This window comes from Alkalicoccobacillus gibsonii (assembly GCF_016798245.1).
In the GTDB taxonomy this organism is placed as follows: Bacteria; Bacillota; Bacilli; order Bacillales; family Bacillaceae_D; genus Alkalicoccobacillus; species Alkalicoccobacillus gibsonii.
In genome coordinates, this window is record NZ_JAEUZA010000016.1 from 1 (window position 1) to 332 (window position 332).

Here is a 332-nt window from a genome sequence, read left to right on the forward strand (position 1 = left end):
AGCCAGGATCAAACTCTCCATAAAAGTGGTGAGTTGATTGCTCAACTGCTGGCGTTGATGTCTCCATCAACTTTCCAGTTGCGTAGCTTACGCTACGACTTTTTTATACTTATGAGATATCATGTATCTCTTCGTACGCTTGGCTTTTGTTCAGTTTTCAAAGAACTTGTTTGCCGCTCATTTGGCGACTTAATTATCTTAACAAACCCTCTAATGTTTGTCAACAATCTTTACAAAAACTTTTTTCAAAAGTTTTGGTGGAGCCTAGCGGGATCGAACCGCTGACCTCCTGCGTGCAAGGCAGGCGCTCTCCCAGCTGAGCTAAGGCCCCA

The 332-nt window shown here is 44.0% G+C and carries 1 protein-coding gene and 1 tRNA gene; one reads left to right on the forward strand and one right to left on the reverse strand.

Features of this window, described 5'->3' with window-relative positions:
* Window positions 1-285: hypothetical protein (locus tag JNO66_RS20490; protein WP_210340967.1), on the forward strand; the 285-nt coding region annotated here is incomplete at its 5' end.
* Here the strand turns inward: JNO66_RS20490 and JNO66_RS20345 are convergent.
* Window positions 256-331 (reverse strand) — tRNA-Ala (locus JNO66_RS20345). The two genes, JNO66_RS20490 and JNO66_RS20345, sit on opposite strands and share 30 nt — an antisense overlap.
* Window position 332: the final 1 nt, after the last annotated feature.